Raw genomic sequence first — 24,793 nt, forward strand, 5'->3', positions numbered from 1 at the left:
GCTCGAAAGGCCGTCTGAAACCATGATTCAAATCCAATCCCTCTCCCACCGTTATCCCAAAGCCGAAACCGCTGCGCTGGATAATGTGTCGTTCGATATTGCCGACGGCGAATGTTTGGGGCTGCTCGGCCACAACGGTGCGGGGAAAACGACGCTGATGTCGCTTTTGGCCGGCTTGCAGGAAGTACGGCAGGGCGAAATTTTGTTTGACGGCAAGCCGTTGCACCTGTTGAGCCGCAGCGAGCGGCAGAAAATCGGTTTGGTGCCGCAGGATTTCGCGTTTTATCCGCAGCTTTCGGTGTGGGACAACCTGCTATTTTTCGCCTCGCTTTACAAAGTGCGCGACAAAAGCCGTCTGAATGCGCTTCTAGAACAGACCGACCTGACCGCCCACAAAAACAAGGCGGCAAAGCATCTTTCGGGCGGGCTTAAACGTCGTCTGAATTTTGCCATCGGCCTGATTAACACGCCGCAATTGGTGTTTCTTGACGAAATCACGGTCGGCATCGACCCGCAGTCGCGCCGCTTTATCCTCGACAGCGTGGCGGATTTGACGCGGCAGGGGGTAACGGTGGTTTACACCTCGCACTATCTGTCGGAAATCGAACAGCTTTGCGGCAAAATTGCACTGCTGCAACACGGCAAGCTGGTGTACCACGGCAGTTTGAACGAGCTTTTAAGCATGCAAACCGGTGTCGTGCGCTTTACCGTCGAACCGCCGCTACCACCTCAAACGCTGGCCGCTTTGGGTGCAAAGCAAGTGGACAGCCGCGGCATGATGGAAACGGCGCACGATGCCGCCGCCGTTTACGCTGCCCTGCAACAAAGCGGTGCGCAAATCCGCTACTTCCAGCAGGGACACGGTTCGCTGGAAACGTTTTACCTTGATTTCCTGCGCAAAGACGAGCCAGCAACAGACAAGCAAAATCCACAATGACGACTTCCTCCCTCCTCAAAGAACTCAAACTGCTCTGCCGCGACCTGCACGGTTTGGCCGTGTTGTTTGTGATGCCCATCGCCTTCATGCTGATTATGTCGTTGGCGCTGAGCCGCGACCAAGACCCGCACACCGACAGCCGCATCGCGTTGGTCGGCGCGACAGACGACAGCGTCAATACCGCGCTGGCCGCTGCGCTGGAAAAGGAGCAAATCCATGTCACACTGATGCCATCTGAAAAACTGACCGACGCACAAAACGGCCTGCACGACAAGCGTTTCCAACTAGTGCTGTACAACCCGAACCCCGCTTCCGGCAAAATCGCCGACGACAAAGCCCTGCAAATCTATGTACCGCCCGATACCGAGCCTTCATGGCTGGCGGCGGTTAAAGGCATTTTGCAGCAGCACTACACCCAAACGCGGCTGGACGCTTATTTCGACAACAACGACGGCATCAAAATCGACAATAAAAAACTGCCCCATTCCATCCGCAAAGACATCCAGAAAAAAGTCGATGAAAAAAACGACGAACAATTCACCGCCGTGCGCAGCTTTTTAGATAAAAAAATGCTGGAAGAACACTATCTGAGCGCAGGCAGCGGCACGGTGGAAAAACCCAACGCCGTACAGCACAGCGTACCCGCATGGCTGATTTTCGGTATGTTTTTCATCATGATACCGCTGTCGAACGTCATGGCGCTGGAACGCCAGACCAACACCATCACCCGCCTTCGTCTCGCCCGCGCCTCCGCGTCCGGCCTGATTGCCGCCAAACTCGTCCCCTATTTCCTGATTAACCAGCTCCAATTTGTCGGAATGCTGCTGCTCGGCCGCTACCTGCTGCCCGAAATCGGCGTGCCCGCCCTCATACTCAACGGCAGCCTTGTTCCCTACGCGCTGTTGTCCGCCGCCGTCAGCGCCGCCGCACTCGGCTACGCGCTATTAATCAGCGTCTGCGCCAAATCCACCGAACACGCCGTCGTCCTCGGCGGCGGCGGCATTATCCTGATGGCGGCAATCGGCGGCATTATGGTGCCTGCACACGTCATGCCCGAAACCATGCAACAACTCACTTGGATTTCCCCAATGGCTTGGGGCTTGAAAGCTTTTCAAGAACTGCTGCTCAACCGCAGCGGACTGGACGGAATCGGCCGCTACCTCATCCTGCTGTCAGCGTTCTCTTTTGCCACACTGACTGCTGCCGTATTGGTTTATCGTAGGCAGTTGCAAACGCAGGTTAGGTTTTAAACGTTTGTCTGCCCTAAGTAGAAAACTTATTTCTCAAAACCATTCCTATAAAACTTCAGGCCGTCTGAAAATATCTTTCAGACGGCCTGATGCTTGATGTGCTATGGATTGTTTCAATAACAAAATATCCTCAACAAAATACTAAAACCCAAACGCAAAAAAACCTACTTTTTTCAAAGTAGGTTTTTTTATATTTGGTGGGTCGTGAGCGATTCGAACGCTCGACCAACGGATTAAAAGTCCGCTGCTCTACCGACTGAGCTAACGACCCGATGAGCTGTGCATTATAGAGACGGGGCGCACAGCTGTCAACACCTTTTTTAAACTTTTTTATTCGACGACGATTTTCGGGAAGCGGCTGCTGAAGTCTTTGCCTTTATCGGTAATGGCCAGAGCGATTTGGAAGGCGGCTTCGGTGTAGATGTCGGCGATGGTTTGGTTGTTTTCAAACAAAGCCGAAGACGTGCCGCTGTCCATGGCTTCGCGCACAGGCAGGCTCAAGGGAAGTTGGCCGAGCAACGGTACATTCAAACGCTCTGCCAAGTTTTTGCCGCCTTCTGCGCCGAAGATTGCTTCGGCATGGCCGCAGTTGGTGCAAATATGGACAGACATGTTTTCCAAAACGCCCAAAATTGGAATATTGACTTTGTTGAACATATCCACGGCTTTGCGTGCATCAATCAGGGCGATGTCTTGCGGCGTGGTGACGACAACGGAGCCGGTTACGGGGATTTTTTGCGACAGGGTCAATTGGATATCGCCGGTACCGGGCGGCAGGTCGATGAAGAGATAATCGACATTGTCCCATTCGCTTTGGAACATAAGTTGTTGCAAGGCTTGGCTGACCATCGGGCCGCGCCAAACGACGGCTTGGTCGGTATCGACCAGGAAACCGATGGACATCACTTGAATGCCGCTTTCGGCTTCAACGGGAATGAGTTTTTTGTTTTGTTGGTCGGGTTTTCGGTCTTGTACGCCGAGCATGGTGGGCTGGCTTGGGCCGTACAGGTCGGCATCGAGTACGCCGACGCGCGCGCCCATTCTGGCCATTGCGGTGGCAAGGTTGGCAGTGGTCGTTGATTTGCCGACACCGCCTTTGCCCGATGCTACGGCGATGATGTTTTTCACGCCTTTGATGGTTGCTACGCCGGGTTGGACTTTATGCGTACCGATTTCGGTATCGATACTCAAGTGAATGTGGGTCTCGCCGGTATGCGAAATGACGGCTTCTTGAACGGCGTTGGCAATGTCTGCGGCAATATGGGCAACCGGGAACGCGAATTTCAGGCCGATATGCAGGCCGTCTGAACGCTCTTCCAGAAGCGAAACGGCTTTTTCGCTGCCCAAAGTGCGTATTGTGGTGGGAATCAACACGGCATCGAGTGCGGTTCGGATGGCTGGAATATTCATAATCTGCCTCTTGAATGTGGGAAATTGTTTGATGTGCGCGATTTGCCTGCCTGACAAATCTGCTGAATTATACCCTTGAACGCCATGTAAGGGATACGCCAGAAAAACTTCAGGCTGCCTGAATCATCGGGCAGCCTGAAAAGCGGGTCAACTGAAACGCAGCCTTATTCGCTCAAGAGCGCAATGTCGGCAACTGCGTTCATTTGTTCTGCCAAGCGGTTCAGCAGGTTCAAGCGGTTTTGTTTCACGGCGGAGTCTTCCGCCATCACCATCACGCCGTCAAAGAAGGCATCGACTTGCGGTTTGACGGAAGCCAGCTCAGACAAAGCAGTTTGGAAATTGCCTTCGGCAACGGCGGCGGAGATTTTCGGCTGCAAGCCTTGCGCGGCGGCATACAGGGCTTTTTCTTCGTCTTGTTGCAACAGGCTTTCGTTAACCGCGCCCAACTCGGCATCGGCTTTTTTCAGCAGGTTTTGCACGCGTTTGTTGGCGGCGGCGAGCGCTGCGGCTTCGGGAAGCTGTTTGAACGCGGCAACGGCTTGCAGTTTGGCGGTCAAATCATCCAAACGGCGCGGCTGTTTGGCGAGTACGGCGGCAACGATGTCTTGCGGATAATCGTTTTGCAGCAACACGGCCAAACGTGCCTGCATGAAGTCGGCGGTTTCAGACGGCGTTTTTTCGTTGAGCAAACCTTTGGGGAAGCTGTCGAAGGCCGTCTGAATCAGTTCGTTTACATCTAAACCGTACTGCATCAGCATACGCAAAATACCCAAGGCGGCGCGGCGCAGGGCGTAGGGGTCTTTGTCGCCGGTCGGAATCAGGCCGATGCCCCAAATGCCGACCAAGGTTTCCAGTTTGTCGGCCAGCGCAACGGCAGTGGCCACTTTGCCGTTCGGCAGGTTGTCGCCGGCAAAACGCGGTTGGTAGTGTTGCTCGACGGCTTCGGCGATTTCTTCGGTTTCACCGTCCAAGCGGGCGTAGTATTTGCCCATCGTGCCTTGCAATTCGGGGAACTCGCCGACCATTTCGGTGACCAAGTCGGCTTTGGCCAAACGTGCGGCGCGCTCGGCCGCGGCGGCATCCGCGCCCAATGCTTTGGCGATGTGGGCGGCAATGCTTTGCAGACGCTCGATGCGTTCGGCCTGAGAACCGATTTTGTTGTGGTAAACCACGTTTGCCAGCTTGGGCAGGCGGCTTTCCAAGGTCGCTTTTTGGTCTTGTTTGTAGAAGAACTCGGCATCAGACAGGCGCGCGCGCAATACGCGTTCGTTGCCTTGGATGATGTGTGACGGATCTTCGGTTTGCAGGTTGGAAACCAGCAGGAAGCGGTTCATCAATTTGCCGTTTTGGTCGAGCAGCGGGAAGTATTTTTGGTTTTGCTGCATGGTCAGAATCAGGCATTCCTGCGGCACGGCGAGGAAGTGTTCTTCAAAACCGGCTTCCAATACCACAGGCCATTCGACCAATGCAGTCACTTCGTCCAACAATGCTTCATCGGCGGCAACGGTGGCTTTCAGACGGCCTGCCTGCTCGTTCAAGGCCGTCTGAATGGCGGCTTTGCGCTCGGCAAACGAAGCGACGACTTTGCCTTGCTCGCGCATTTGTGCGGCGTAGCTGTCGGCGTTTTCAATGGCGATTTCGCCGCTGGAGAGGAAGCGGTGACCCAGTGTTTTGTTGCCGCTTTGCAGACCCAAAACGCTGACGTTGACGATGTCGCCGCCGTGCAGCACGATCAGGCTATGTACGGGGCGCACGAAGGTGAATGTGCTGCTGCCCCAACGCATGACTTTCGGAATCGGCAATTTTTTCACTGCGGCATTGATGATGTCTTCCAAAAGCTCGCCCAGCGGTTTGCCGGTTTGGACGTATTCGTAGGCGTACACGTCTTGCTTGCCGTCGTTGATGATGGTCAAGTCTTCGATTTTCGCACCCGCACCGCGCGCAAAACCTTCCAAAGCCTTAGTCGGCGCACCGTCTTTCATGGCATTGGCCACGGCCGGGCCTTTTTTCACGATTTTTTGGTCGGCTTGTACGGCCTTCACGTTTTTTACTTGAACGGCCAAGCGGCGCGGAGAAGCGTAGGCAGTGTATTCGGCTGCGCCGTCAATCAGTTGCGCTTTTTCCAAGCCTTCGGCAACGGAAGCGGCAAAATGGTTGCCCAAATTATTGAGGGCCTTTGGCGGGAGCTCTTCAGTGAGAAGTTCGATTAAGAGGGTTTGGGTTGTCATGTGCTTATCGTTAAATAGGAAATTGGTTTGGCGTCTGAAAACGGTATCATGCGGTTTTCAGACGCAAGGTTGATTGAATTGACGGCGATTTTATCATTTTCAGACGGCCTGTGGCTGTCTTTCACAAACAATTTGCCCGATTTTCAAGCAACTTCGTCCGCAAAGGCTTCAATTCGCAGCGCGGATATACGGCAAACCGCTGGTTTCGTCGCTTTCGGGAATGTCGCTTTCGGCAAACAGCGCGCCGGCCAAACGCACGGCTGCGCCGGTCACGGCCGGCGAAATCATAAAGCCGTGGCGGAACAGGCCGTTGACTTCAATCAGGCGGCGTTCGCGGTTGAAGCGGATTTCGGGATTGTGGTGGTTTAACGTCGGGCGCAGGCCGGTGGCCAGTTCCAAAAGGTTCGCCTCGCCAAATGCCGGATGCACGGCATACAGCGCGGACAAAAGTTCCAAACCGGAACGCACGCTGGCCGGAGCTTGGCTTTCGCTTTCGATTTGGGTCGCACCAATCACAAAAATATGGTTTTCCTTCGGCGCGATATACAAAGGATAGCGCGGATGCAGCAGGCGCACTGGGCGGGACAACTCGACTTCGGGTGCGTAAACGCGCGCCACTTCGCCGCGTATACCGCGCAATTGGCTTTCAGACGGCCTGTTCCACGCTGCTTTTGCACCATAACCGCGGCAGTCGATGACCCAATCGTATTGCGCCGCCAAATCTTCGACTTCGCGTTCGCACAACCAATGGCAAGGCACATTCATTGATTCCAAAGCATCGGCAAGCGCATTCAATACCTGCCGTCCGTCCAACTGCCCTTCCGCCGGCAGATACAGGCCGTCTGAAAACCGTCCTGCCAGTTGCGGCTCGTTGGCCGCGATTTCGCCCGCGTTCCAGCGTATGGTTTCGTGTTCCGGCACGCCGCCGCGCTTCAAATGCCGGGCGAACTCGGCAGAAAGCGGCTTGTCCTGCGTATGCCAAACAATCAGGCTGCCTTTTTCCTGCATCATCACCGGCGTGTTCAAACGGCCTAAAATACCGCGCCACAGCGCGAAACTCTGCCGGCCCAAACGGATGACTTCAGGCGTTGCCTCCACCGCCTCGGAAGAAGGCGCCAGCATGGCGGCGGCAACATAGGCTGCGGCTTGTGCGCCATTACGTTCGCCTTTCTCAAACAACTCTACCGCCACACCCTGCTCTGCCAATTGGAATGCAATAAGGCGACCGGAAAGGCCGCCGCCGAGTACCGCAATCTTAGACATTAGTTTCTCCTTGTTTTTAATATGAAAATGAACTGCATATTTTAGAACTTGTTTTGCTTTATCACAATATCGACACAAAATGAGAACAGTTTTTGCATATTATGACTGCCCAGGCCAAGCCGATAACTTATAAACAAACAGACGGAATCCCTCTCTCTGCAAGCAGTTCCCCATCGCCTCAGACTGCCAATCAGCTTTGATAAAAATATCTTCTTTACATAAAACCGAATATAATGGCATTTCTTGACACATTCATTCACTCGGCATCACTGCATTTATTGAATTGTTTTGATGCATATATTTGATTTTATAAGGAATAACAATGAAAAACTTGGGCAGTACTTTATTTATCCTCGGCGTATTGGCATTCGGTTTGAATTATATGAAGCCGTACCCAAAGTCTTGGCCTGGATTTACGAATGGGGCGAAGATACCGCCATGTGGATTAAAGCAGGCATTACAGGCGGCGGCGCTTTACTGTGGTTGGCAGGCAATTTCCTTGAAAAACCTGCAGAGGCAGAAGCAGAACCGGAAGAGGAAGAAGAATAAATACCATAAAAGGCCATCTGAAAAGTTTCAGACGGCCTTTTTTATATCTTCGCAAAACAGTACCTACTTTAATGTCCGAAAGTATGCCTTTTAAAGCGCGTTTGTTGTGGCGGTAAATTGTGTTGCCGTGCAGGCTTTGACGCTGAATACGCCCGCCTGCTTATCCGAATTTCACTTCTGCCCCGAATACTTCCTGCCACAGTTTTCGCACATTGCCGTAGTGGGTCAGCAATTCGTCCGTCACTTCGGTTTTTTTGGCATCGCGCAGTTTGGTGTTGTGTTGCTGCTGGCGGTAGAAGCGGTAGGCGGTGCGGCTTTGTTCGGCGAGGGTTTTGTCAATGAGGCCGCAATCGGCGGCGATGTTTAAGAGGGCAATGTTGCCGTAGTTGTCGAGGAGTTGCGGATATTTTCGGGCATGGGCAAGGATGAGGTATTGGACGATAAATTCGACGTCGACCACGCCGCCGCGCGCGTATTTGACGTTGCTGTCAACCGGCGGATGGGTGGGGAACATTTTTTCGCGCATTTCGATGATTTCGCCTGCCAAGGCGGTTTGGTCGCGTTCGGCGGTGAGGATTTCGGTGCGGATGCGGTCGAAGGCCGTCTGAATTTCGGGTGTGCCGCAGATGAAGCGGGCGCGGGTGAGGGACTGGTGTTCCCACGTCCATGCGTTTTCACGCTGGTATTTTTCGAAGGCGGCGATGCTGTGGGCGAGGAAGCCGGCGTCGCCGTTGGGGCGCAGGCGCAGGTCGGTTTCGTAGAGGCTGCCTGCGCCGGTGGCGGCGGAAAGCCAGTTGGTCAGGCGGCGGGCGAGGCGGCTGTACACGTCGCCTGCATCGGGATGCGGGTCGTCATAAAGATAGACCAAGTCGAGGTCGGAGGAATAGCTGAGCTCTTTGCCGCCCAGTTTGCCGTAGCCGATGATGGCAAATTGCGGCGTATCGCGGTGTTTTTTGGGCATATCCGCCCACGCGCATGACATGGCGGCGGCGAGGATGGTGTCGGCGAGGGCGGAGAGTTGGTCGGAGAGGGATTCTACCGTCCACAGTCCGGCGAGGTCTTGGACGGCGAGGCGGAAGACTTGGGCGTGCTGGAAGCGGCGCAGGGTGTCCATTTGCGCTTCGGTGTCGCCGCCGCAGGCTTTGAGGTCGTCTGAAAGGGCGGCGGCGAGGGCTTGCCAGTCGAACGCGGTATCCAAAAGCTGCGCGCTGATGAGTTCGTCCAGCAGAATCGGATATTTGCTCAGATACGCCGCCACCCATGAGCTTTGGCTCATAATCTGCGCCAGCTGCGCCAGGGTTTGCGGATGTTCGTTAAGGAAGGCGAGATAGGCGGAGCGGCGGCTGATGTTTTCGAGGAAATCAAACAGCCGCATTAATGTATCGGTCGGGTTGTTCTGCTCTGCCGCCGCCTGTACGAACAGCGGCACGATGGCGTCAAAACGCGGCTGGGCGTGTGCGGAGAGGTGGCGGTATTTATGGCCGTGCCGGATTTGGTCGAGCCTTGCGGCGACGGTTTCGGCATCAAACCCGTATTCTTTCAGACGGCCTTGCCGCTCTTCTTCGTCGGGCTTTTCCTGCCATACCCACTGCCATTCGCTGTTGCTTTGCGTTTGTTCTTCGGGTTCGCTCAAAATTTCGTTGAACAACTGATTGACCTTGGCTCGGTGGGCGTTGAGGTCGTCTGAAAAGGCGGCGTAGCTGTCGAAACCCATGCTTTCGGCGAGCAGTTGCTGCTGTTCGGGCGAGGAGGGCAGGGTTTGGGTTTGTTGGTCGTCCCAGTATTGCAGGCGGTGTTCGACGTCGCGCAGGAAGCGGTAGGCGGCAAGCAGGGTTTCGACGTTTTCAGACGGCATGATGCCCAGCTCGGCAAGTTTCTTCAGCGTTTCCTGCGTGCCTTTCAGTTGCAGCGCGCGCATTTGTCCGCCGCGTATCATTTGGAAAATCTGGGCGATAAATTCGACTTCACGGATGCCGCCCGCGCCGAGTTTGATGTTGTCCGCCATGCCTTTTTTGCTGACTTCGCTGCGGATTTGGCGGTGCAGGTTGCGCATTGCCTCATACGCGCTGTAATCCAGATATTTGCGGAACACGAAGGGGCGCACCAGCGATTTGATGTCGTTCGGATACGGCGTAACCACGCGGCCTTTGCACCACGCATAGCGTTCCCATTCGCGCCCCTGCGTAATCAGGTATTGCTCCAGCGCGGTTTCGCTCAATACCAGCGCGCCCGAATCGCCGTCCGGCCGCAGCCGCATATCGACGCGGAACACTTGCCCGTCGGCAGTAATGTCGTTCAACAATGCAATCAGTTTCTGCCCGACTTTGGTGAAAAACTCTTGATTGCCGCGTTCGCGCCTGCCGTCGGTATCGCCCGATTCGGGGTAGATAAAAATCAAATCGATGTCGGAAGACACGTTCAGCTCATAGCCGCCCGCCTTGCCCATCGCCACCACGCTCAAATGCTGCGGCGATTTGGTATAACGCCCGATCGGCGTGCCGTACATGTCCTGATAATAGGCGTAGGCGAAATCCAGCGCGGTATTGACGGCAAAATCGGCAAACAGCGTAATCGTGCGGGTAACTTCGTTCAAATCGCTGATGCGGTTGATATCGCGCACGATAATCTGCGACACCACATAACGGCGCAACTCACGCAACTGCCGCGCCAATTCTTCCTCGTTTTCTTCCGCGCGGATTTTGTCCCAGTCGGCAAAGGCTTGGAAATCCGCTTCGGTCAACACCTTGTCCAGCATAGGCAGGAAAATTTCGGGCTTGAGTTTGCCTGAATCAAGGTTGCGGGCGAGAAAAAGGGAATAACGGCGGGCAGTATCGAGGCGGTTCATAATCTTTGCCTGAATAAACAGAAAAGACCATCATAGCAAGGTTTCAGGCCGTCTGAAAGCCACGCTTTCCCCTATCCGTGCAATCGGCTAAAATACCAACTTTGCAACCCATCATAAGGAAACCGCCATGACCCGTATGGTTCACTGCGTCAAACTCGGCAAAGAAGCCGAAGGCATGAAATTTCCGCCGCTGCCCAACGAATTGGGCAAACGCATCTTCGAAAACGTTTCCCAAGAAGCATGGATGGCATGGACCCGCCACCAAACCATGCTCATCAACGAAAACCGCTTAAGCCTTGCCGATCCACGCGCGCGCGAATACCTCGCCCAGCAGATGGAACAATACTTCTTCGGCGACGGCGCAGATGCCGTACAAGGCTACGTTCCGCAAGAGCCTAAATAAGCATTAAACGCCGAGGCCGTCTGAAACCCGATTTTCAGACGGCCTTTAAAATTCCCGATTGCCCCGCATATTAGACAAATAGAACGGATAAATCATACAAACCCATGATTCTCTGTTAAAATCCAAATTTCATTCATTTCAATCCACACTGGAGCAAACGCCATGCAAAACGACGTTTACGACTATACCTCGCAAGGCTCGGTTGCCAAAAATACCGTCCTGCAAAAAACCTACCGCCTGCTCGGCCTGTCTTTCATTCCTGCCATTGCCGGCGCGTTCTTTTCCGCCAAAACAGGCTTTAACATTTTCGCCATATTCGGTTCATACTATGTTGCCCTGGCCGCCTTCTTCGGCTTCTTCTACGGCATGACCTTCCTGATCGAGAAAAACCGTTACAGCAACGTCGGCGTCGCCCTGTTGATGATCTTCACTTTCGGCATGGGCCTTGCCATCAGCCCTATGCTGCAATACTCCCTGGCGATTAACAACGGCGCACAAATCGTCGGTACGGCCGCCGCCATGACCGCCGGTGTATTCTTCACCATGTCCGCCATGGCACGCCGCACCACAATGAACATGAACAAACTTGGCAGTTTCCTCGGTGCCGGTGCCATCGTGCTCATGATTGCCGTTGTAGCCAACATCTTCCTCAACATCCCTGCCCTGAGCCTGACCATCGCGGCCGGCTTCGTTGTCTTCAGTTCCCTGATGATTATGTGGCAGGTGCGTACCGTTATCGACGGCGGCGAAGACAGCCACATCAGCGCAGCGCTGACCATCTTCATCTCCATCTACAACATTTTCAGCAGCCTCTTGAGAATCCTCATCTCTCTCAGCGGTGACGACTGATCAAGCCGCAAAGGCCGTCTGAAATTTCAGACGGCCTTTTTGATTTTTGACATCACCGGCAAACTCCCCTATCCTGAACGCACACAAACCCCATTCCCAACCCAAAATGACCACGACCACTCCGCGCCGTGCCGTGTACGCAGGCAGCTTCGACCCACCCACCCTCGGCCACCTGTGGATGATACAGGAAGCCCAGTCCCTCTTTGACGAACTCATCGTCGCCATCGGCACCAATCCCGAAAAGCGCAGCACCTACAGCATAGAAGAACGCCGCGCCATGCTCGATGCCATTACCCACTCCTTCCCCAACGTCCGCATCAGCGTGTTTGAAAACCGCTTTTTGGTCGATTACGCCCGCGAAGCTAACGCCAATTTCATCGTCCGCGGCATCCGTTCCGCCGCCGACTACGAATACGAACGCTCGATGCGCTACATCAACAGCGACATCGCCCCCGAAATCTCCACCGTCTTCCTGATGCCGCCGCGCGAAATCGCCGAAGTATCCTCCACCATGGTCAAAGGCCTGGTCGGCCCCCAAGGCTGGCGCGACATGATAGGCCGCTACCTCCCCGACCCCGTCTATCAAAAAATCCTGCAAGACCACGAAACAAACACATAAAACAAAGGCCGTCCGAACATTTCAGACGGCCTTCCAAATTTCATTGATTATTGACGGGCAGACATCACCGCCTGCAGGTTTTGTTTTAACGTTTCCATATCCAACCAACCGGCGTTAATAAACAACATCAAAATCACCGTACCCACGCACAACATGCCGATACCATACAACACATAACCCACTAAAACACGGCCTACCGTCGCATTCCCCATCCACATCAAACCGCGTACCTGCACCACAAACACCCAAGCCTGCCACAACAGCGCAAACACAGCCAACGCCGGCACATACAACACCAGCAACAGCGGCAAGAGCAAAGCCTCGGACACCAAAATAAAGCCCCACAAAGGCAGCCGGGGCGCACCGTAATAATGCAGCACCTTGCGCATCGAGCGGCTCAACACCAACCATTTCACCATCACCAAAATCACTGACAGGCACACCGCCGCCGCACCGCTGCCAAACAAAGGCGACATGTTGGCCGCGTTCACCACGCCCAACAACAGCAGCACCGCCGCCATTACCAAAGGCGAATACAAATACGTCTCCGGCGAACGATAGCGCAAACGCAAAACATCCCACATATCACGAACAAACACATACAGCATGGCATAAATCCAAAGCAAAAAAGCCGATTGTATCTTAGGCCGTCTGAAAATCAAACCGGCAAACTTAAAAACCGCTAATTAAAACGAAAAAATAATTCAATACAAAACAAAATCTTAATTTACCGCCTCAAAAATAAAGCCTGCAAACGCTTGCACAAGGCAACGAAATTTGGTTTAATTCACATCTCGCAACGAAACACGCGAAGGCCAGATAGCTCAGTTGGTAGAGCAACGGATTGAAAATCCGTGTGTCGGCGGTTCGATTCCGCCTCTGGCCACCACCAACCGCCTTGAAGCGGTTATTTTTTTATCTATACGATTTGCACGCCATACTTAGCGCAAATCCCATTCCAGACCATGCGTCCCGATTTCCACACAAGGCCGTCTGAAAATTTTCAGACGGCCGTTGTTCATGTTGGCATGGCATAAAAATCCGCTTTACCGCCCCATTCCGACAGAATACGGCGCTTCCATCCAAATCGGATGAAACCTTCGCGAACATACTGAATATGAATAAAGTTCAAGGCCGGTCGGTTTACTATATAATACCGTCCAAACCAACCATAACTTACTCATTGCAGGGAAGATAATGAAAAAAGTGCTGATCGTGCATTACTCGCAAACGGGGCAGCTCTCCAGCCTGGCGCGAAATTTTGCCGCGCCGTTGCAAACAGCCGGCATACAGGTCGATTGCGTCAATATCGTACCGGAGCAGGCGTTTCCGTTTCCGTGGCCGTTTTGGCGTTTTTTCGATACCTTTCCGGAAACCGTCCATTTAAAACCCGCCCCGATTCTGCCGCCGCACATTCCATCTGAAGATTACGATGTGGTGGTTATTGCCTACACTGTTTGGTTCCTCTCCCCTTCGCAACCGATGACCGCCTTTTTACAACGCGAAGAAACGCGCCGGCTGCTGGACGGCAAACCGGTCATCACGCTTATCGGCTGCCGCAATATGTGGCTGGGCGCGCAGGAAAAAATGAAATCTTTGCTGAAACAAAACGGCGCAAAACTCATTGGCAACATCGTAAAAATCGATGCCTGCAACAGCGCGGCCAGTTTCATTACCACTCCTGCCTGGATGCTGACCGGTGACAAACGCTATTTCCGCTCCCTGCCCTCCGCCGGCATTGCGGAAGAAGAATTGGCGGATGCGGCGCGGTTTGGTGCGAAATTGCGCGATGCACTGTTAAACCAACAGCCTTTGGACGAAACCCTGTTTCAAAATATGGGCGCGGTGACAGTCAATGAAAAACTGATTTTCAGCGAACGCGCCGCCGGCCGCAGCTTCTTCGTCTGGGGCAGGCTTTTGATGGCGGCAGGCCATATTTCTCCGCTTTTGCGCCGTGCCTTGCTGTGCTTTTACATCGTCTTTTTATTGACGATGATTTTGGTAGTTTTACCCGTCAGCGTAATTTTGAAAAAGCTGCTGCATCCGCTGCTCAAAGGCCGTCTGAAAAAGCTGGCGAACTATTATGCGCAACCGTCAGGCAGATAATCCGTTTCAGACGGCCTCAAACCAGGAATCCATCATGCCCGAAGTGATCCACTACCCCGAACGCCATCGCTTTCAAATCGATATTGACGGTTTGGAAGCAGGCTATATCAGCTATACCGAACACAACGGCGGCTGGGACGTAAACCATACCGAGGTTTCGCCCAACTTCCGTCATCGCGGCATTGCCAAACTGCTGGTGGACGCGCTGATGGAATACGCCGAAACACACCATATCCCGTTGACTGCAAGCTGCGACTACGCGGCGCGGTTTATCGGTTGATTATTTTGACAAACACATCATGACATCGAATAACACACTCAAAGACGTTTATCTCAACCGCGTTTCTGCCTTCTTGCCCAATGCTCCCGTCGGCAATGACGAAATGGAAGCCGTCCTCGGCATGGCAGGCGATGTGCCGTCACGCGTGCGCCGTATGATTTTGCGTTCCAACGGCATTTTGTCGCGCCATTACGCCATCGATCCCGAAAGCCGCCGCACGACGCACACCAATGCCGAATTGGCCGCCGAAGCAGTCAACGGCCTGTTTGCCCAAGGCGTTCCTTCAAAAGCCATCGGCAGCCTGGCTTGCGCCACTTCCTATCCCGACCAAACCATGCCCGGACACGGCGTGATGGTGCATGGCTTGCTGGATATGCCGCCTTGCGAAGTGTTCAGCATGGCAGGCGTATGCGCGGCTGGTATGGCGGCGATGAAACACGCCTACAACGCCGTGCGCACCGGTGAACACGCACATGCGGTTTCCGTTGCTTCCGAAAACGCCTCGGCAGTCATGCGCGGCGAAGTGTTCCAGAGTGAAACCGATCATAAAAAACTGGAAAACGCTTCCCCCGAAATCGGGTTTGAAAAAGACTTTTTGCGCTGGATGCTGTCTGACGGCGCAGGCGCGGTGTATCTGTCCGACCGTCCCAATTCAGACGGCCTCAGCCTGAAAATCCATTGGATAGACCTGCTTTCCTACGCCAACGAAATGCCGCCCTGCATGTATGCCGGCGCAGAATTCCGCGACGGCGTATTTGAAGGCTGGAAACACGCCGATGCCGATTACGGCCGCCGCCACAGCCTGATGGCGGTCAAGCAGGACGTCAAACTGCTGAACGAAAACATCGTCCGCTATACGGTGGAAAAACCCCTCTCCCAAATCGCCACCAAACACGGCATCCGCGCCGAAGAAATCGATTGGTTCCTGCCCCACTACTCTTCCGGCTTTTTCCGCGACCGCCTTTCAGACGGCCTGAAAAATATCGGCTTCGATATTCCGCAGGAAAAATGGTTTACCAATCTGCACAGCAAGGGCAACACGGGTTCGGCCTCGATTTACATCATCCTTGAAGAATTTATGCGCACCTTCCCCATCGAACACGGCCAAAAAATCCTGTGTTATGTTCCGGAAAGCGGACGCTTTTCAACATGTTTCATGCTTTTGGAAGCAGTAAAGGCCGTCTGAATGAAGATTGACGACATCCCTCAAGACAACAGCGCCAGCTACCACGGCCACCGCAAAGTCATCTACGGCACCCGCAACGGCCACTACGAAGCGGCTACCAGCAACGGTTGGCAGGACGAAGCCTACGCCACCGAAATGGCGGTGTGCGAACTCGATGCCCAAACTCAGGCCGCGCGCGAAGCCGTCGAAAAAGGCGAATATTCGCCGCTGTACTACCATATGTTCCGCTGCCGTTATGATGAAACCGGCTTGGCCATGGCGGCAGGCGTATGGAAATGGCAGCTTCGTCGGCATTTCCGCCCCGAAGTATTCGCCAAACTACCGGCCAAAACCCTGCAAAAATACGCCGATGCCTGCCAAACCGACATCGAAGGCCTGAAAAAGCCCGAATAAAAATAGGCCGTCTGAATGTTCAGACGGCCTGAACACTTTGTTCCCCCCTCGCCGTTCCACTATAATGGCAACCCATATCCTTCTAAAAAAATAACACCATGCCAACCGACAACCGCCCGACTCTTGCCATCGACACCAGCACATCCTTTCTGTCCATCGCATTGGAACATCAAGGCGAAATCCGCCTGTTTCACGAAAACGTCGGCACCAAGCAATCCGAACAAATCCTGCCGCAAATCGAACGCCTCTTTAAAGAAGCAGGCATCACGGCCGCCGATTTGGGCTGCATCGTTTATGCACAAGGTCCCGGCGCATTTACCGGCCTGCGTATCGGCGCGGCGGTTGCACAAGGTTTGGCCACGCCGTTTGACACGCCCATGATCGGTATTCCCTGCCTCGATGCCGCCGCTTCGCTGCCGCCGCCATCAAGCTGTGTACTGGCGGCCACCGATGCGCGTATGGGCGAAGTGTTCTACGCATGGTTTGATACGCAAAACCACGTCCGCTTGAGCGATTACACGGTTGGCAAAGCCGCCGCCATTACTGCGCCCGAAGGCAAAACGCCTACCGGCGGCATCGGCAATGCCTTTGCCCTCGCCGACAAACCGCCTTTTGACGGTCAATCCGATATGCCGACCGCCGCCGACTATCTCAAACTTGCCCGCAGCGGCCGCTATCTTGCTACTGACGCGGCGCACGCCGAGCTGCTCTACGTCCGCAACAAAATTGCCCTGACCGCGCAAGAGCAAGCCCAACAAAAGGCCAAACCGTGAACCTGCGCCCAGCCGTACTTGCCGACTGTCCCACCCTTGCCGCCATCGACGCACAAGGCAATCCTTCGTCGTGGACGGCGCAGCAGTTTGAATCGGCGGTTCAACACCATCCCGACAGCGTTTGGCTCAGTCAGGCCGACCACCAAATTACCGGCTTTATCGTGTGGCAAACCGTGTTTGACGAATCCGAACTGCACCTGATTGCCGTCGCGCCCGAATACCGCCGCCAAGGCATTGCATCCGCCCTACTGCAACACTGGCAAAACACAGTTCAACAGCAAGGCGCAACCCGATTGCTGCTGGAAGTCCGCGCAAGCAATGAAACCGCGCAACAGCTCTACCGCAAACACGGCTTCCAAACCTGCGGCCGCCGCAAAAACTACTACGCCCTGCCCGACGGTGGCAGCGAAGATGCCGTATTGATGGAGAAATCATGTTAAGCAGCCGCTACCTGCACCTGCACGAAGCCTTAGGCCTGGGCCCGATGTGGCTGAACCGAAACGCCAAAATCATCCATGCCGCGCCTCAAGCCGTAGCCGCACCCGTCCGCCCCAAAACCATTGCCGCCGATACCGCGCAAGCCGTGCGCACTTTATCCGCAGGCGCCCATCAGGCACGCACTGCCGCCATTGCCACTGCGCAAACGGCCAAACCGGCTGTCCGCGTCCCCGAAGCGGCACCCAAAACCATTACCGAAACACCGGCAAAAACAGAAAAAGCCGCGCATTCAGACAATCTGCCCCGTCTTGACGTAACCATCAGGCCGTCTGAAATCATGGTGGTCAGCATTTGCCCGTCCACCGAAGACAGCCTGCACGGTACGCTGTTTAGCGGCGACGTCGGCACGCTTCTCGACAACATCCTCGCCGCCATCGGCCTCAAGCCCGAGCAGGCGCACAAAACCGCATGGGTCAAAACCGCGCCAGTATTCACCGCCCTCCCCGATGCCGAACACATCCGCACCGAGCTTGCCGAAATGCAAAACGAGCTGACCGCTTCGCAAGCGCGCGCAGTCTTGTTTCTCGGCAAAATCTTCGACAGCCCCGACATGATCGGACTGATGAACGAATTGTGCGGGAAGCGGCCGCATTTCGTCATTCCCCACCCCGCCCGCCTGCTGATGCAGCCGCAACTCAAAACGCAGGCATGGCAAATCTTAAAGCCATTGAAACAGCTTTTGGCCAAGGCCGTCTGAACATTCTGTTCAATCTGAAATCAGGTTTTCCACCAATAAAAAAGGGCGTGTTCGACACGCCCTGATGTTTTTCAATATTCCGCCGAATGCCAGAAAGGCTGGCCCACCGTCGGCGTACTGGCGCGCGCTTTCTCACGCGCCTCCACAGGTTCCGCCTCATAAGCCAGACGGCCTGACTCGACCGCAAGCGCAAAAGCGCGTGCCATATTGACCGGATCGCCGCTGCGGGAAACGGCGGTATTCAGCAGCACGCCGTCAAAACCCCATTCCATCACTTGTGCCGCCTGCGAAGGCAAACCCAAACCCGCGTCGATAATCAACGGCGTATCGGGCAGGCGTTCGCGCAAGACTTTCAGCGCATAAGCATGAACCGCACCCAAACCTGTGCCAATCGGCGCTGCCCACGGCATCAACGCCTGACAGCCTGCGTCGAACAGTCGGCGGCAGGCAATCAAATCCTCGGTGCAATAAGGCAGCACTTTAAATCCATCTTTAATCAGGATTTCCGCCGCTTCGACAAGCTGGAACACATCGGGCTGCAACGTGTCATCATCGCCGATAAGTTCGAGCTTGATCCAATCGGTATCAAACACTTCGCGCGCCATTTGCGCAGTAGTTACAGCTTCCTGAACGCTTTGACAGCCTGCGGTATTGGGCAACACAGACACGCCCATTTCTTCCAGCAACGACCAAAAACCCTGCCCGTGCGCTTCGCCGCCGCTGCCGGCACGGCGCAACGAAACGGTAATCATTGCCGGTTGCGCGATTTGGACAGACTGCTTGAGGATTTCCGGCGTCGGATAAGCAGCCGTACCAAGCAGCAGCCGTGAAGGGAAAGTTTCTCCATATAGGGTAAACATGATGGATTCCTTTGTAATATTATTTTTGGGGCAATAGCCTTCTGAAAAATCGGTTCAGATAGTTTCCAAATAGTTTTCAAGTCCTTCCGCGACCTTAGTCGGAATAAACTCGGTAATTGTGTATTTCGCTACGCCTTCTCGGTGAAATGGGTCTTCTGCAATTAACTTTTCCACCTGTTCCCTGCCTGATGCTTTCATCAGGATAACGCCGCCTGTCCGCGGCTGTTTGCGTCCAGACATCACAAATACACCTGCTTGATAATACCGTTCAAGATACGCAATATGCTCGGACAGATAGGTTTCAACCGCAGCCAAGTCTTTAATATATTCCAACGATACGATAAACATCTCTTTTCCTTTTCTCAGCATTAAACCAATAGCGCAGATATACGCACAGTAAAACCGCTTATCCGCCGACTACGGGGCGTACAATGTCCACTTTGTCGTTTTCGTTCAACAGCGTTTCCGCATACGCACCTTTGGCGACAAACTGGGTATTGACGGCAACGGCAAACGGTTTCTGCGGCGCGGTTTGGGCGATAAGGTCGGCAACGGTTGTGCCGTTTAATGTGATGGCTTCATTGTTTAATATAATCTTCATGATGTTTGCTCCTCTTGTCAGACTTCTTATTTTCAGACGGCCTTATTCATCCCACAAAGCCTGAAACGCTTTAACCACGGCTTCGGGATTTTCCGCTTCGGTAACGGCGCGGACGACGGCGAGTGAGGAAACGCCGGTGGCGAGTACGGCTTCGGCGTTGTTCAAATCGATGCCTCCGATGGCGACGACGGGCGTGCCGCGTGCCTGTCTGACATATTCGCGCAGTTTGTCCAAACCTTGCGGGGCGGTGGGCATTTGCTTGGTCGTGGTCGGGAAAATCGCGCCGCTAGCAACGTAGCTGGGGTGTACGGACAAAGCGCGGTCGAGTTCGGCAACGGAGTGCGTACTCAAGCCCAAGCGCAAACCGGCAGCTTTAATCGCGGCTAGGTCGGCAGTGTCCATGTCTTCCTGCCCGAGATGCACGCCGTATGCACCTGCGGCAATCGCTTCGCGCCAGTGGTCGTTGATGAAAAGCTGGGTTGCGCTGTTTTGGCAGGCTGCGACGCAACGTTCGATTTCGCGTTTCAACTCGTCGCCGTGCAGGGTTTTGCAGCGTAGTTGCACCGTGTCGGCACCTGCTTCGACCATGCGCTCGACCCAATCGGCAGTGGGAACAACAGCGTAAAATTTTAGCGGGGATTTGAGTGGCGGAAAGGTCATGACAGCTCCGAAAGGAATAATTCGTTGTTATATTATCAGAAAAGGCCGTCTGAATAATATTTGTTTTCAGACGGCCTGATTGAAAAAATGAATATTGCCCTATTCGGCTTTGGCTTTATAAAAATATGAACATACTGATGGGTTATCAAAATGAGTGCCATATTGGCGCCCCACATTCGGAGACCCAACCCATGAAAAAAATTTCTCTTGTTAGCCGCCCTTCCCTTACTGTTTACCACTTATTCAAATGCCGCCACGCCTAAAGCGGAAGCTTCAAAACCAGCTTCGGCACACAAACAAACCAAGCAGCGTTTTTCCGGCAAAATCACCGGCTATCAAACCGCCGAGCATTTGTTCTCCGTACGCAAGGGCGACCGCCTGCGCATCAGTAAAACCGGCAGCCCTAACGCCTATTTCAACGTATGGGCACCCAAAGACGATGAAGCCGTATTTAACGGTTCGGCACAAGGCGATAAATTTGACGGTATCGCTACCCAATCGGGCAAATATAAAGTGCAGGTCTATATGATGCGCGCCCAAGCCCGCCGTAACACTACTGCCCATTACGCCGTAAACGTCATCAAAAACTAAGGGGCTGACGTAGATTAGCCCTAAATTCCACACCAATCTCGCAGGATTTTAAGCTGTTGAGACGGTGTGCCGAAGTTAAATCGAAATTCGCATTCTTTCAAGAACAGCGGGAAAGATTTGCGATCGATTCCGTTGTATTTTCGCAAGAAACGTTTTGCCTGATTCCAAAAATTCTCAATGCCGTTAATGTGGTTCTGACGGTCGACAAATTCCTTGGAATGGTTGATGCGGTAATGGATAAAACCGCTCACGTCCAACTTATCATAGCTGCTCAGGCTATCCGTGTAAACAATGCTGTCCGGCATGATTTTCTTTTTGATGACAGGGAATAACGTTTCAGACTTGGCATTATCCACCACAACGGTATAGACCCGTCCGTTGCGTTTCAGAATGCCGAAGACAACCACTTTTCCTGCCGCACCTCGACCACGTCTGCCTTTACGCTGTCCGCCGAAATAGCTTTCGTCCAGCTCGACAGAGCCCTCGAAAACCTCATCGGCAGCCAAGGCCAAATGATGGATGATGACATACATATTTTGCGGTAGAATAGAGTTATTTATCCTGCGACTAGGTAGAAGGCGCGGAAAGTCCGGCAGAACTGGTCAGCCTGATTGAAAGCGGCGACTACGAAGCCCTGCTTGCCGAAGATTCGGACGAACATGGCCAAGGCCACGAACATCATTGCGGCTGCGGCTGTTCCCTCGGCTGAGTCAGCCTGCCCATATTATCTACCGCCTCGATTTTCATATTAAAAGGAGACTTACCAGCATGATAAGCAAAGCAAAATTCAATACCGTTGTCGGCAGCATAGGAGCGGCAATAGGTATTTTCGTATTTGTCGCCTATATCCCCCAAATTATCGCCAATATGCAAGGGGCAAAGGCGCAGCCGTGGCAACCCCTGTTTGCAGCAGTATCCTGTCTGATTTGGGTTTTGTACGGTTGGAGCAAAGAACCCCGGAAAGACTGGATTCTGATTATACCCAACGCAGTCGGCGTGATATTGGGATTTCTGACTTTTCTGACTTCGCTTTAAACAAGGGGCTAATCTACGTCAGCCCCAAAACTAAACGCCCTCATGATGTAAAGCTTTAAAAAACAGCAAAGGCCGTCTGAAAATTGAAATTTCAGACGGCCTTTTAAACGGTTTGAAAAGGACGTATCGAACACGTCCTTTTTTTCCTATTACAACAGGAACATGGTTGCTAATCCCAAGAAAATCAGGAAGCCGCCGGAGTCGGTAACCGCGGTAATCAGCACCGAGCTGCCCAATGCCGGGTCGCGTCCGGCTTTGTCCATCATGACGGGAATGAGGACGCCGACAGTCGCGGCAAGCAAAAGGTTCAAGGTCATTGCGGCCACCATGACCAAACCGATGCCGATGTTGCCGTAGAGCAGCCATGAAATCACGCCCATTACCGTGCCCCAAATAATGCCGTTGACGAGGGCGACGCCGACTTCTTTTTTCAGCAGGCGGCCTGCCTGCGTGCTGGTCATTTGTCCCATTGCCATGGCGCGGACAATCATGGTGATGGTTTGATTGCCGGAGTTGCCGCCGATGCCGGCGACGATGGGCATCAACGCGGCCAGTGCGACGATTTTCTCGATACTGCCTTCAAATGCGCCAATTACGCGGCTGGCGATAAAGGCGGTACACAGGTTGATGGCAAGCCACATCCAGCGGTTTTTCACCGAGTCCCAAATCGGGGCGAACAAGTCCTCTTCTTCTTGCAAACCGGCCATGTTAAACATGTCGGCTTCGGATTCTTCACGGATCACGTCCACCATTTCGTCAATGGTGATCCTGCCGATCAACTTTTTGTTTTCATCGACAACCGGCGCGGTCACCAAGTCATAACGTTCAAACGCCTGCGCCGCTTCTTCCACGTCGTCTTCGGGACGGAAGCGCACGACATCGGTGGCCATCACGTCCGCCACCATGTCTTCGGGGTCGGCGACCAAGAGTTTGCGGATGGGCAGAACGCCTTGCAACACGTCGTTTTCATCGACCACGAAAATCTTGTCGGTATGGTCGGGCAGGCTGTCGAAACGGCGCAAGTAGCGCAATACGACTTCACACGCCACATCGGCGCGGATGCTGACCAATTCAAAGTCCATAATCGCGCCGACTTGGTTGTCTTCGTAAGACATCGCCGCTTTGACCTGCTCGCGTTCTTCTTCATCACGCGTTTGCAGCGCTTCGTACACCACTTGGTGCGGCAGGTCGTCTGCCAGCTCTGCCAATTCGTCTGCGTCCAAATCATCGACGGCGGCCAACAGCTCGTCTTTGTCCATGGACTCGATCAGCGTTTCGCGTACGGCGTCGGATACTTCCAGCAACACTTCGCCGTCGTCTTCCGGGGCAACCAAAAGCCAGACGATGTTACGCTCGCGCGGCGGCAGGGATTCCAAGACGGCGGCCACGTCGGCAGGGTGCAGCTCGGCCAAGAGGACGGTCAGCTCGGTGAACTTGTCGCGCAGGCTTTCGTCTTCAATCGGCACGCCTGCTTCGATTTGTTCAAAGGACGGCTCGAGAATTTCGCATAAGGCGTGGATGCGGTCGATATCGTCAGAGATGCGATCGTCAGAAATGCGGTCTTCCACCGCTTCATTGTCGGGGGTATGGTCGAGATTCGGAGGGGTTTGTTCGATGCTCATAAATGCTCCGCCCGCCGGACGCGGGAAGGCATTTCGGCGGGATGATTATGGTTGTTGTGTATCAGATGGGAAGTTCAAAGGCGAACTGGGAAGGTCCATAATTCTAGCCTGCTGAGAGGCGCAGAGTTGTAAACGGTGCATATTCTACTCTTTTTTAGGCTGTTTTACCATTTTTAACGGGAAAGGCCGTCTGAAACCGGGTGATAACGACACCCTTTTTTTCAGACGGCCTGATGATTTGATTTTATTTGTTTCGCCTGCCGAACGCTTCCCTGACCACGTCCAACCAAGCCCTTAAGGCCGGCGTCGGGCGCTGGTGTTTTTTCCATGCCATGGTGAGCTGCCAGCGGATTTCGGGTTCGACCAAAGGAATGGCGGCAAAGACATCGGGATTGATTTTTCGGGCATAGTATTCGGGCAGCAGGGCAATGCCCATATTGTGCGCCACCATGTCGGCAACCAAATTCCATTGCCCGGTACGGCAGACAACGTTGGGCGTAAAACCTTGATTGCGGCAGGCCGTCTGAATGGTTTCGTTGAGGGAAAAGCCGGCGCCGAACAGAATGAAGGGCTCGTGTTGCAGGCTTTTTAGAGTCAGCGCATCGTGTCTCGCCCGATTTTTCGGCATCAAGACCACCAGCGGATAGTCGCACAACGTGATGCTGTCGAAGTCTTCGTGAACCGGCGCGAGCAGCTGTCCGGCATCGAGTTCGTTGTTGCGCAAGGATTGCTCGATGGCGAGCGAGCCTTGTTCCAAAAACGACAATTCAATGTCCGGCCATTTTTGGTGGAAATCAAACAGCGCATGACTGAGCAAATCGCTGCCAAACAAAGCCAAGCCCAAACGCAGCGTCCCGCTTTTGACATGGCGGTAATCGTCAATGCGGGCCAGCAGCAAATCGCGTTCGTGTAAAAGGTTTAACGCGTGGCGATAGACTTCTTCGCCGATTGAGGTCGGCTGCACCTGCCGCTTTTTGCGTCCGTTTTCTTTGCACAAAAGCGGCACGCCCAATTCTTCTTCCAAAGCCTGAATGATTTTGCTGACCGTCGGCTGCGTCAAATTCAACGCGGAAGCCGTGGCCGAAAAACTTTGCAGGCGGATGAGTTCGGTAAAACAATACAGGCTTTTGAAGTCCAT

General features: G+C 53.9%; 26 protein-coding genes, 2 tRNA genes and 1 pseudogene. 16 read left to right on the top strand and 13 right to left on the bottom strand.

All coding sequences use genetic code 11. The features are described from left to right. Positions 1–22: 22 nt before the first annotated feature. Both ACTHUF_RS04540 and ACTHUF_RS04545 read left to right on the top strand, forming a co-directional pair. Complete coding sequence (locus ACTHUF_RS04540) at positions 23–937, top strand: ABC transporter ATP-binding protein (protein WP_315094052.1); 915 nt, start codon at positions 23–25, stop codon at positions 935–937. Then, positions 934–2,187 (top strand): ABC transporter permease, encoded by a 1,254-nt coding sequence (locus tag ACTHUF_RS04545; protein WP_315094050.1) that lies wholly within the window; start codon positions 934–936, stop codon positions 2,185–2,187. The genes ACTHUF_RS04540 and ACTHUF_RS04545 overlap by 4 nt, the downstream gene beginning before the upstream one ends. A 195-nt stretch (positions 2,188–2,382) precedes the next feature. Here the strand turns inward: ACTHUF_RS04545 and ACTHUF_RS04550 are convergent. The 4 genes from ACTHUF_RS04550 to ACTHUF_RS04565 form a co-directional block, all read right to left on the bottom strand. Beyond that, a tRNA-Lys gene (locus ACTHUF_RS04550) sits at positions 2,383–2,458 on the bottom strand. A gap of 59 nt (positions 2,459–2,517) precedes the next feature. Further along, the gene (gene apbC, locus ACTHUF_RS04555; RefSeq protein ID WP_315094048.1) at positions 2,518–3,597 is read right to left on the bottom strand and encodes an iron-sulfur cluster carrier protein ApbC; all 1,080 of its coding nucleotides are present in this window, start codon (positions 3,595–3,597) and stop codon (positions 2,518–2,520) included. Between the two features lie 164 nt (positions 3,598–3,761). Continuing rightward, complete coding sequence (glyS, locus tag ACTHUF_RS04560; RefSeq protein WP_315094046.1) at positions 3,762–5,825, bottom strand: glycine--tRNA ligase subunit beta; 2,064 nt, start codon at positions 5,823–5,825, stop codon at positions 3,762–3,764. 168 nt (positions 5,826–5,993) lie between these two features. Then, a complete protein-coding gene (locus ACTHUF_RS04565; protein ID WP_315094044.1) occupies positions 5,994–7,088 on the bottom strand; it encodes an FAD-dependent oxidoreductase in 1,095 nt (364 codons plus the stop codon). Positions 7,089–7,379: 291 nt separating this feature from the next. Between ACTHUF_RS04565 and ACTHUF_RS04570 the strand changes: the two genes are divergently transcribed. After that, positions 7,380–7,637 carry a hypothetical protein gene (locus tag ACTHUF_RS04570; protein WP_440407257.1) on the top strand — a complete coding sequence of 86 codons (258 nt, stop codon included), beginning with the start codon at positions 7,380–7,382 and terminating at the stop codon, positions 7,635–7,637. A 160-nt stretch (positions 7,638–7,797) separates the two neighbouring features. On the opposite strand, the gene glnE is transcribed toward ACTHUF_RS04570, so the two are convergent. Next, the gene (glnE, locus tag ACTHUF_RS04575; RefSeq protein ID WP_315094040.1) at positions 7,798–10,482 is read right to left on the bottom strand and encodes a bifunctional [glutamate--ammonia ligase]-adenylyl-L-tyrosine phosphorylase/[glutamate--ammonia-ligase] adenylyltransferase; all 2,685 of its coding nucleotides are present in this window, start codon (positions 10,480–10,482) and stop codon (positions 7,798–7,800) included. Between the two features lie 127 nt (positions 10,483–10,609). Here glnE and ACTHUF_RS04580 point away from each other — a divergent pair, with 127 nt between their 5' ends. The 3 genes from ACTHUF_RS04580 (at position 10,610) to coaD (ending at position 12,353) form a co-directional block, all read left to right on the top strand. Next, on the top strand, positions 10,610–10,885 hold the full coding sequence (locus tag ACTHUF_RS04580; RefSeq protein WP_003682648.1) for an oxidative damage protection protein: 276 nt from the start codon (positions 10,610–10,612) through the stop codon (positions 10,883–10,885). A 162-nt stretch (positions 10,886–11,047) separates the two neighbouring features. Then, positions 11,048–11,734, top strand: coding sequence for a Bax inhibitor-1 family protein (locus tag ACTHUF_RS04585; protein ID WP_311476395.1), 687 nt, complete (start codon positions 11,048–11,050; stop codon positions 11,732–11,734). A gap of 106 nt (positions 11,735–11,840) precedes the next feature. Continuing rightward, positions 11,841–12,353: a pantetheine-phosphate adenylyltransferase gene (gene coaD, locus ACTHUF_RS04590; RefSeq protein ID WP_315094037.1), complete on the top strand. Its 513-nt coding sequence runs from the start codon at positions 11,841–11,843 to the stop codon at positions 12,351–12,353. A 47-nt stretch (positions 12,354–12,400) separates the two neighbouring features. On the opposite strand, the gene ACTHUF_RS04595 is transcribed toward coaD, so the two are convergent. Beyond that, on the bottom strand, positions 12,401–12,961 hold the full coding sequence (locus ACTHUF_RS04595) for a hypothetical protein (RefSeq protein WP_315094261.1): 561 nt from the start codon (positions 12,959–12,961) through the stop codon (positions 12,401–12,403). A gap of 205 nt (positions 12,962–13,166) precedes the next feature. On the opposite strand from ACTHUF_RS04595, the gene ACTHUF_RS04600 reads away from it, so the two are divergent. From ACTHUF_RS04600 to ACTHUF_RS04635, 8 genes are all read left to right on the top strand, one after another. After that, a tRNA-Phe gene (locus ACTHUF_RS04600) sits at positions 13,167–13,242 on the top strand. A 308-nt stretch (positions 13,243–13,550) separates the two neighbouring features. Continuing rightward, on the top strand, positions 13,551–14,459 hold the full coding sequence (locus ACTHUF_RS04605; protein WP_440407258.1) for a dialkylrecorsinol condensing enzyme: 909 nt from the start codon (positions 13,551–13,553) through the stop codon (positions 14,457–14,459). Positions 14,460–14,493: 34 nt separating this feature from the next. Further along, positions 14,494–14,739 carry a GNAT family N-acetyltransferase gene (locus ACTHUF_RS04610; RefSeq protein ID WP_440407259.1) on the top strand — a complete coding sequence of 82 codons (246 nt, stop codon included), beginning with the start codon at positions 14,494–14,496 and terminating at the stop codon, positions 14,737–14,739. A gap of 19 nt (positions 14,740–14,758) precedes the next feature. Continuing rightward, on the top strand, positions 14,759–15,925 hold the full coding sequence (locus ACTHUF_RS04615; RefSeq protein WP_440407260.1) for a beta-ketoacyl-ACP synthase III: 1,167 nt from the start codon (positions 14,759–14,761) through the stop codon (positions 15,923–15,925). After that, positions 15,926–16,318: a hypothetical protein gene (locus ACTHUF_RS04620; RefSeq protein WP_204788027.1), complete on the top strand. Its 393-nt coding sequence runs from the start codon at positions 15,926–15,928 to the stop codon at positions 16,316–16,318. A gap of 98 nt (positions 16,319–16,416) precedes the next feature. Next, positions 16,417–17,091, top strand: a complete 675-nt coding sequence (gene tsaB, locus ACTHUF_RS04625; RefSeq protein WP_440407261.1) for a tRNA (adenosine(37)-N6)-threonylcarbamoyltransferase complex dimerization subunit type 1 TsaB — start codon at positions 16,417–16,419, stop codon at positions 17,089–17,091. Further along, positions 17,088–17,531, top strand: coding sequence for a ribosomal protein S18-alanine N-acetyltransferase (rimI, locus tag ACTHUF_RS04630; RefSeq protein WP_440407262.1), 444 nt, complete (start codon positions 17,088–17,090; stop codon positions 17,529–17,531). The genes tsaB and rimI overlap by 4 nt, the downstream gene beginning before the upstream one ends. Then, positions 17,525–18,286 carry a uracil-DNA glycosylase family protein gene (locus ACTHUF_RS04635; protein ID WP_440407263.1) on the top strand — a complete coding sequence of 254 codons (762 nt, stop codon included), beginning with the start codon at positions 17,525–17,527 and terminating at the stop codon, positions 18,284–18,286. Before rimI ends, ACTHUF_RS04635 begins: the two co-directional genes overlap by 7 nt. Positions 18,287–18,357: 71 nt before the next feature. On the opposite strand, the gene ACTHUF_RS04640 is transcribed toward ACTHUF_RS04635, so the two are convergent. The 4 genes from ACTHUF_RS04640 to thiE are packed head-to-tail and all read right to left on the bottom strand — an operon-like array spanning position 18,358 to position 20,407. Beyond that, on the bottom strand, positions 18,358–19,146 hold the full coding sequence (locus ACTHUF_RS04640; protein WP_440407264.1) for a thiazole synthase: 789 nt from the start codon (positions 19,144–19,146) through the stop codon (positions 18,358–18,360). Positions 19,147–19,200: 54 nt separating this feature from the next. Continuing rightward, positions 19,201–19,494 carry a YciI family protein gene (locus ACTHUF_RS04645; protein WP_063068398.1) on the bottom strand — a complete coding sequence of 98 codons (294 nt, stop codon included), beginning with the start codon at positions 19,492–19,494 and terminating at the stop codon, positions 19,201–19,203. A gap of 58 nt (positions 19,495–19,552) precedes the next feature. Then, positions 19,553–19,747 (bottom strand): sulfur carrier protein ThiS, encoded by a 195-nt coding sequence (thiS, locus tag ACTHUF_RS04650; protein WP_128580186.1) that lies wholly within the window; start codon positions 19,745–19,747, stop codon positions 19,553–19,555. A gap of 42 nt (positions 19,748–19,789) precedes the next feature. Further along, positions 19,790–20,407 carry a thiamine phosphate synthase gene (gene thiE, locus ACTHUF_RS04655; protein WP_440407265.1) on the bottom strand — a complete coding sequence of 206 codons (618 nt, stop codon included), beginning with the start codon at positions 20,405–20,407 and terminating at the stop codon, positions 19,790–19,792. 207 nt (positions 20,408–20,614) lie between these two features. Between thiE and ACTHUF_RS04660 the strand changes: the two genes are divergently transcribed. Next, on the top strand, positions 20,615–20,998 hold the full coding sequence (locus tag ACTHUF_RS04660; protein ID WP_004518967.1) for a hypothetical protein: 384 nt from the start codon (positions 20,615–20,617) through the stop codon (positions 20,996–20,998). Positions 20,999–21,018: 20 nt separating this feature from the next. On the opposite strand, the pseudogene ACTHUF_RS04665 reads toward ACTHUF_RS04660, so the two are convergent. Beyond that, positions 21,019–21,548 (bottom strand): annotated as a pseudogene (locus tag ACTHUF_RS04665) (IS1595 family transposase); the annotation flags it as partial. A gap of 218 nt (positions 21,549–21,766) precedes the next feature. Between ACTHUF_RS04665 and ACTHUF_RS04670 the strand changes: the two are divergent. Continuing rightward, positions 21,767–22,033: a SemiSWEET family transporter gene (locus ACTHUF_RS04670; RefSeq protein WP_004518970.1), complete on the top strand. Its 267-nt coding sequence runs from the start codon at positions 21,767–21,769 to the stop codon at positions 22,031–22,033. Between the two features lie 149 nt (positions 22,034–22,182). Here ACTHUF_RS04670 and mgtE read toward each other — a convergent pair whose 3' ends face one another. Next, positions 22,183–23,655, bottom strand: a complete 1,473-nt coding sequence (mgtE, locus tag ACTHUF_RS04675; RefSeq protein WP_004518972.1) for a magnesium transporter — start codon at positions 23,653–23,655, stop codon at positions 22,183–22,185. Between the two features lie 244 nt (positions 23,656–23,899). After that, on the bottom strand, positions 23,900–24,793 hold the full coding sequence (locus tag ACTHUF_RS04680; protein WP_440407266.1) for a LysR family transcriptional regulator: 894 nt from the start codon (positions 24,791–24,793) through the stop codon (positions 23,900–23,902).

This window comes from Neisseria sp. P0024.S006, assembly GCF_051956595.1.
Lineage (GTDB): Bacteria > Pseudomonadota > Gammaproteobacteria > Burkholderiales > Neisseriaceae > Neisseria.

Bases quoted from the DNA above. Each gene is read 5' to 3' on its own strand.
- ACTHUF_RS04585 (WP_311476395.1), top strand. From the start codon at position 11,048: ATGCAAAACGACGTTTACGACTATACCTCGCAAGGCTCGGTTGCCAAA.
- glnE (WP_315094040.1), bottom strand. From the start codon at position 10,482: ATGAACCGCCTCGATACTGCCCGCCGTTATTCCCTTTTTCTCGCCCGC.
- ACTHUF_RS04680 (WP_440407266.1), bottom strand. From the start codon at position 24,793: ATGGACTTCAAAAGCCTGTATTGTTTTACCGAACTCATCCGCCTGCAA.
- ACTHUF_RS04580 (WP_003682648.1), top strand. From the start codon at position 10,610: ATGACCCGTATGGTTCACTGCGTCAAACTCGGCAAAGAAGCCGAAGGC.
- ACTHUF_RS04640 (WP_440407264.1), bottom strand. From the start codon at position 19,146: ATGTTTACCCTATATGGAGAAACTTTCCCTTCACGGCTGCTGCTTGGT.
- tsaB (WP_440407261.1), top strand. From the start codon at position 16,417: ATGCCAACCGACAACCGCCCGACTCTTGCCATCGACACCAGCACATCC.
- glyS (WP_315094046.1), bottom strand. From the start codon at position 5,825: ATGACAACCCAAACCCTCTTAATCGAACTTCTCACTGAAGAGCTCCCG.
- apbC (WP_315094048.1), bottom strand. From the start codon at position 3,597: ATGAATATTCCAGCCATCCGAACCGCACTCGATGCCGTGTTGATTCCC.
- ACTHUF_RS04645 (WP_063068398.1), bottom strand. From the start codon at position 19,494: ATGTTTATCGTATCGTTGGAATATATTAAAGACTTGGCTGCGGTTGAA.
- ACTHUF_RS04565 (WP_315094044.1), bottom strand. From the start codon at position 7,088: ATGTCTAAGATTGCGGTACTCGGCGGCGGCCTTTCCGGTCGCCTTATT.
- mgtE (WP_004518972.1), bottom strand. From the start codon at position 23,655: ATGAGCATCGAACAAACCCCTCCGAATCTCGACCATACCCCCGACAAT.
- ACTHUF_RS04620 (WP_204788027.1), top strand. From the start codon at position 15,926: ATGAAGATTGACGACATCCCTCAAGACAACAGCGCCAGCTACCACGGC.
- ACTHUF_RS04615 (WP_440407260.1), top strand. From the start codon at position 14,759: ATGACATCGAATAACACACTCAAAGACGTTTATCTCAACCGCGTTTCT.
- coaD (WP_315094037.1), top strand. From the start codon at position 11,841: ATGACCACGACCACTCCGCGCCGTGCCGTGTACGCAGGCAGCTTCGAC.
- ACTHUF_RS04670 (WP_004518970.1), top strand. From the start codon at position 21,767: ATGATAAGCAAAGCAAAATTCAATACCGTTGTCGGCAGCATAGGAGCG.
- ACTHUF_RS04605 (WP_440407258.1), top strand. From the start codon at position 13,551: ATGAAAAAAGTGCTGATCGTGCATTACTCGCAAACGGGGCAGCTCTCC.
- thiE (WP_440407265.1), bottom strand. From the start codon at position 20,407: ATGACCTTTCCGCCACTCAAATCCCCGCTAAAATTTTACGCTGTTGTT.
- ACTHUF_RS04545 (WP_315094050.1), top strand. From the start codon at position 934: ATGACGACTTCCTCCCTCCTCAAAGAACTCAAACTGCTCTGCCGCGAC.
- thiS (WP_128580186.1), bottom strand. From the start codon at position 19,747: ATGAAGATTATATTAAACAATGAAGCCATCACATTAAACGGCACAACC.
- ACTHUF_RS04635 (WP_440407263.1), top strand. From the start codon at position 17,525: ATGTTAAGCAGCCGCTACCTGCACCTGCACGAAGCCTTAGGCCTGGGC.
- ACTHUF_RS04540 (WP_315094052.1), top strand. From the start codon at position 23: ATGATTCAAATCCAATCCCTCTCCCACCGTTATCCCAAAGCCGAAACC.
- ACTHUF_RS04610 (WP_440407259.1), top strand. From the start codon at position 14,494: ATGCCCGAAGTGATCCACTACCCCGAACGCCATCGCTTTCAAATCGAT.
- ACTHUF_RS04595 (WP_315094261.1), bottom strand. From the start codon at position 12,961: ATGCTGTATGTGTTTGTTCGTGATATGTGGGATGTTTTGCGTTTGCGC.
- ACTHUF_RS04570 (WP_440407257.1), top strand. From the start codon at position 7,380: ATGCATATATTTGATTTTATAAGGAATAACAATGAAAAACTTGGGCAG.